Annotated in this window: 3 protein-coding genes and 2 pseudogenes; 4 read left to right on the plus strand and 1 reads right to left on the minus strand. The window is 56.9% G+C overall.

Features of this window, described 5'->3' with window-relative positions; genetic code table 11:
- Positions 1 to 112: 112 nt before the first annotated feature.
- From ACJHYR_RS26835 to ACJHYR_RS26845, 3 genes and pseudogenes are all read left to right on the plus strand, one after another.
- Positions 113 to 487 (plus strand): annotated as a pseudogene (locus tag ACJHYR_RS26835) (recombinase family protein); the annotation flags it as partial.
- Between the two features lie 2 nt (positions 488 to 489).
- Complete coding sequence (locus ACJHYR_RS26840; RefSeq protein ID WP_015344976.1) at positions 490 to 3,441, plus strand: Tn3-like element TnAs3 family transposase; 2,952 nt, start codon at positions 490 to 492, stop codon at positions 3,439 to 3,441.
- Positions 3,375 to 3,851 (plus strand): hypothetical protein, encoded by a 477-nt coding sequence (locus ACJHYR_RS26845; protein ID WP_223171565.1) that lies wholly within the window; start codon positions 3,375 to 3,377, stop codon positions 3,849 to 3,851. The genes ACJHYR_RS26840 and ACJHYR_RS26845 overlap by 67 nt, the downstream gene beginning before the upstream one ends.
- A gap of 84 nt (positions 3,852 to 3,935) precedes the next feature.
- Here the strand turns inward: ACJHYR_RS26845 and ACJHYR_RS26850 are convergent, their stop codons facing one another.
- The gene (locus tag ACJHYR_RS26850; protein WP_001067784.1) at positions 3,936 to 4,640 is read right to left on the minus strand and encodes an IS6-like element IS1006 family transposase; all 705 of its coding nucleotides are present in this window, start codon (positions 4,638 to 4,640) and stop codon (positions 3,936 to 3,938) included.
- Between the two features lie 63 nt (positions 4,641 to 4,703).
- On the opposite strand from ACJHYR_RS26850, the pseudogene ACJHYR_RS26855 reads away from it, so the two are divergent.
- Positions 4,704 to 5,062: pseudogene (locus tag ACJHYR_RS26855) on the plus strand (transposase); the annotation flags it as partial.

The raw sequence follows: 5,062 nt of genomic DNA on the forward strand, positions 1-5,062 counted from the left end.
CACAGAATGATGTCACGCTGAAAATGCCGGCCTTTGAATGGGTTCATGTGCAGCTCCATCAGCAAAAGGGGATGATAAGTTTATCACCACCGACTATTTGCAACAGTGCCGCATGGATCGCCTGGCGCGCAATCTCGATGATTTGCGCCGGATCGTGCAAACGCTGACACAACGCGGCGTGCATATCGAATTCGTCAAGGAACACCTCAGTTTTACTGGCGAAGACTCTCCGATGGCGAACCTGATGCTCTCGGTGATGGGCGCGTTCGCCGAGTTCGAGCGCGCCCTGATCCGCGAGCGTCAGCGCGAGGGTATTGCGCTCGCCAAGCAACGCGGGGCTTACCGTGGCAGGAAGAAATCCCTGTCGTCTGAGCGTATTGCCGAACTGCGCCAACGTGTCGAGGCTGGCGAGCAAAAGACCAAGCTTGCTCGTGAATTCGGAATCAGTCGCGAAACCCTGTATCAATACTTGAGAACGGATCAGTAAATATGCCACGTCGTTCCATCCTGTCCGCCGCCGAGCGGGAAAGCCTGCTGGCGTTGCCGGACTCCAAGGACGACCTGATCCGACATTACACATTCAACGATACCGACCTCTCGATCATCCGACAGCGGCGCGGGCCAGCCAATCGGCTGGGCTTCGCGGTGCAGCTCTGTTACCTGCGCTTTCCCGGCGTCATCCTGGGCGTCGATGAACTACCGTTCCCGCCCTTGTTGAAGCTGGTCGCCGACCAGCTCAAGGTCGGCGTCGAAAGCTGGAACGAGTACGGCCAGCGGGAGCAGACCCGGCGCGAGCACCTGAGCGAGCTGCAAACCGTGTTCGGTTTCCGGCCCTTCACCATGAGCCATTACCGGCAGGCCGTCCAGATGCTGACCGAGCTGGCGATGCAAACCGACAAAGGCATCGTGCTGGCCAGCGCCTTGATCGGGCACCTGCGGCGGCAGTCGGTCATTCTGCCCGCCCTCAACGCCGTCGAGCGGGCGAGTGCCGAGGCGATCACCCGTGCTAACCGGCGCATCTACGACGCCTTGGCCGAACCACTGGCGGACGCGCATCGCCGCCGCCTCGACGATCTGCTCAAGCGCCGGGACAACGGCAAGACGACCTGGTTGGCTTGGTTGCGCCAGTCTCCGGCCAAGCCAAATTCGCGGCATATGCTGGAACACATCGAACGCCTCAAGGCATGGCAGGCACTCGATCTGCCTACCGGCATCGAGCGGCTGGTTCACCAGAACCGCCTGCTCAAGATTGCCCGCGAGGGCGGCCAGATGACACCCGCCGACCTGGCCAAATTCGAGCCGCAACGGCGCTACGCCACTCTCGTGGCGCTGGCCACCGTCACCGACGAAATCATCGACCTGCACGACCGCATCCTGGGTAAGCTGTTTAACGCTGCCAAGAATAAGCATCAGCAGCAGTTCCAGGCGTCAGGCAAGGCCATCAACGCCAAGGTACGTCTGTACGGGCGCATCGGTCAGGCGCTGATCGACGCCAAGCAATCAGGCCGCGATGCGTTTGCCGCCATCGAGGCCGTCATGTCCTGGGATTCCTTTGCCGAGAGCGTCACCGAGGCGCAGAAGCTCGCGCAACCCGATGACTTCGATTTCCTGCATCGCATCGGCGAGAGCTACGCCACCCTGCGCCGCTATGCACCGGAATTCCTTGCCGTGCTCAAGCTGCGGGCCGCGCCCGCCGCCAAAAACGTGCTTGATGCCATTGAGGTGCTGCGCGGCATGAACACCGACAACGCCCGCAAGCTGCCAGCCGATGCACCGACCGGCTTCATCAAGCCGCGCTGGCAGAAACTGGTGATGACCGACGCCGGCATCGACCGGCGCTACTACGAACTGTGCGCGCTGTCCGAGTTGAAGAACTCCCTGCGCTCGGGCGACATCTGGGTGCAGGGTTCACGCCAGTTCAAGGACTTCGAGGACTACCTGGTACCGCCCGAGAAGTTCACCAGCCTCAAGCAGTCCAGCGAATTGCCGCTGGCCGTGGCCACCGACTGCGAACAATATCTGCATGAGCGGCTGACGCTGCTGGAAGCACAACTTGCCACCGTCAACCGCATGGCGGCAGCCAACGACCTGCCGGATGCCATCATCACCGAGTCGGGCTTGAAGATCACGCCGCTGGATGCGGCGGTGCCCGACACCGCGCAGGCGCTGATAGACCAGACAGCCATGGTCCTGCCGCACGTCAAGATCACCGAACTGCTGCTCGAAGTCGATGAGTGGACGGGCTTCACCCGGCACTTCACGCACTTGAAATCGGGCGATCTGGCCAAGGACAAGAACCTGTTGTTGACCACGATCCTGGCCGACGCGATCAACCTGGGCCTGACCAAGATGGCCGAGTCCTGCCCCGGCACGACCTACGCGAAGCTCGCTTGGCTGCAAGCCTGGCATACCCGCGACGAAACGTACTCGACAGCGTTGGCTGAACTGGTCAACGCTCAGTTTCGGCATCCCTTTGCCGGGCACTGGGGCGATGGCACCACATCATCATCGGACGGACAGAATTTCCGAACCGCTAGCAAGGCAAAGAGCACGGGGCACATCAACCCAAAATATGGCAGCAGCCCAGGACGGACTTTCTACACCCACATCTCCGACCAATACGCGCCATTCCACACCAAGGTGGTCAATGTCGGCCTGCGCGACTCAACCTACGTGCTCGACGGCCTGCTGTACCACGAATCCGACCTGCGGATCGAGGAGCACTACACCGACACGGCGGGCTTCACCGATCACGTCTTCGCCCTGATGCACCTCTTGGGCTTCCGCTTCGCGCCGCGCATCCGCGACCTGGGCGACACCAAGCTCTACATCCCGAAGGGCGATGCCGCCTATGACGCGCTCAAGCCGATGATCGGCGGCACGCTCAACATCAAGCACGTCCGCGCCCATTGGGACGAAATCCTGCGGCTGGCCACCTCGATCAAGCAGGGCACGGTGACGGCCTCGCTGATGCTCAGGAAACTCGGCAGCTACCCGCGCCAGAACGGCTTGGCCGTCGCGCTGCGCGAGTTGGGCCGCATCGAGCGCACGCTGTTCATCCTCGACTGGCTGCAAAGCGTCGAGCTACGCCGCCGCGTGCATGCCGGGCTGAACAAGGGCGAGGCGCGCAATGCGCTGGCCCGTGCCGTGTTCTTCAACCGCCTTGGTGAAATCCGTGACCGCAGTTTCGAGCAGCAGCGCTACCGGGCCAGCGGCCTCAACCTGGTGACGGCGGCCATCGTGCTGTGGAACACGGTCTACCTGGAGCGTGCGGCGCATGCGTTGCGCGGCAATGGTCATGCCGTCGATGACTCGCTATTGCAGTACCTGTCGCCACTCGGCTGGGAGCACATCAACCTGACCGGTGATTACCTATGGCGCAGCAGCGCCAAGATCGGCGCGGGGAAGTTCAGGCCGCTACGGCCTCTGCAACCGGCTTAGCGTGCTTTATTTTCCGTTTTCTGAGACGACCCCTAGTTGTTTGCGGTCTTGCGTGGCAGGGAGCAGGCATCTTTAACTTGCCTTTCACAGTGATGCTATGGACTATCATTAGATTAATTATCGTGGTATCGCTTGTATTTATTACTGGAAAATTCGGTCTATCAAGAGAGTTTACTTTCCCCGCAGCAGCAGTAGGTTTAGCTTTTAGTTTATTCCCTGTCCTTGATCATATTGCGTTAGGTTATTCTGCTAAAAATTTCTATGAAACCACTAATTTTATGGGGCAAACGGTTCGGGAATTTGGTGCCAGTAAAATTACGGTCTGGTGGGGTTCGATTTATGCCAAAATAGCCTATGCTAGCCTTGCAGGTTTAATTGGATATGGTGTTAAGGTCGCCACTGATGATTAAAAAAGAAAAACCAACTTGAAGTTGGTTTTTTTGGCACTGTTGCAAATAGAGATTTGAGTCGATGATGTTCCCTTTAAAAAGTACTTAGAGACCGAAAACCCTGTTGATTAGACACACTTCACCCTGAGGCTGACCATAATAAAATGACGATGCTTGTCCTTTACGTAGTGCACGCATGACTTCAATACCTTTAATTGTGGCATAAGCCGTCTTCATAGATTTGAATCCTAATGTGGCCCTGATGATCCGCTTTAGCTTGCCATGATCACATTCAATCACGTTATTTTTATACTTAATCTGCCTGTGCTCAAGGTCTGGTGGACATTTACCTTCCCGTTTTAACCGTGATAAAGCACGTCCATATGTGGGTGCTTTATCCGTGTTGATCACTTGTGGAATTTGCCACTTCTTCACATTATTTAAAATTTTTCCAAGAAAACAATATGCTGATTTGGTATTACGTCTAGAAGAAAGATAAAAATCAATGGTATCGCCACGTTGATCGACTGCACGATACAGATAAGACCATCGTCCATTCACTTTTACATAGGTTTCATCAATATGCCACGAGCTCAGATCTGTAGGATTACGCCAATACCAGCGTAAACGTTTTTCTATTTCAGGAGCATAACGTTGAACCCAACGGTAAATAGTCGTGTGATCAACATTCACACCCCGTTCGGCCAGCATTTCCTGCAGTTCACGATAGCTAATGCCATATTTACAATACCAGCGCACAGCCCAAAGAATGATTTCGCCCTGAAAATGCCGACCATGGAAAGGATTCATATGCTGCACCTTTAGCTAAAACAGTCTTCAGCTTACCATTCGTGGTTATTTGCAACAGTGCCGCTGACGCACACCATCGCCCACCGGGTGGGTCGCTATCTGGAACGGCAAGGCCTGCTGGAACGGGATGTCGAAAACAGCTATCTGGCCTCGGATGCGGTGGATGACGACCCGATGACACCCCTGCTGGGGCACTCGATCACTTACCGTATCGCTGTCGGTTCACAGGCGGGGCGAAAGGTGTTCACTTTGCAAACTCTGCCGACCAGTGGTGATCCGTTCGGTGACGGGATTGGCAAGGTAGCCGGGTCCAGCCTGCACGCCGGCGTGGCGGCCAGGGCCGATGAACGCAAGAAGCTCGAACGGCTGTGCCGGTACATCAGCCGCCCGGCGGTATCCGAGAAGCGGCTGTCGTTAACACG

Source organism: Escherichia sp. WS1450, from assembly GCF_046487395.1.
Taxonomy (GTDB): Bacteria; Pseudomonadota; Gammaproteobacteria; order Enterobacterales; family Enterobacteriaceae; genus Escherichia; species Escherichia coli.

Bases quoted from the DNA above. Each gene is read 5' to 3' on its own strand.
- ACJHYR_RS26840 (WP_015344976.1), top strand. From the start codon at position 490: ATGCCACGTCGTTCCATCCTGTCCGCCGCCGAGCGGGAAAGCCTGCTG.
- ACJHYR_RS26845 (WP_223171565.1), top strand. From the start codon at position 3,375: ATGGCGCAGCAGCGCCAAGATCGGCGCGGGGAAGTTCAGGCCGCTACG.
- ACJHYR_RS26850 (WP_001067784.1), bottom strand. From the start codon at position 4,640: ATGAATCCTTTCCATGGTCGGCATTTTCAGGGCGAAATCATTCTTTGG.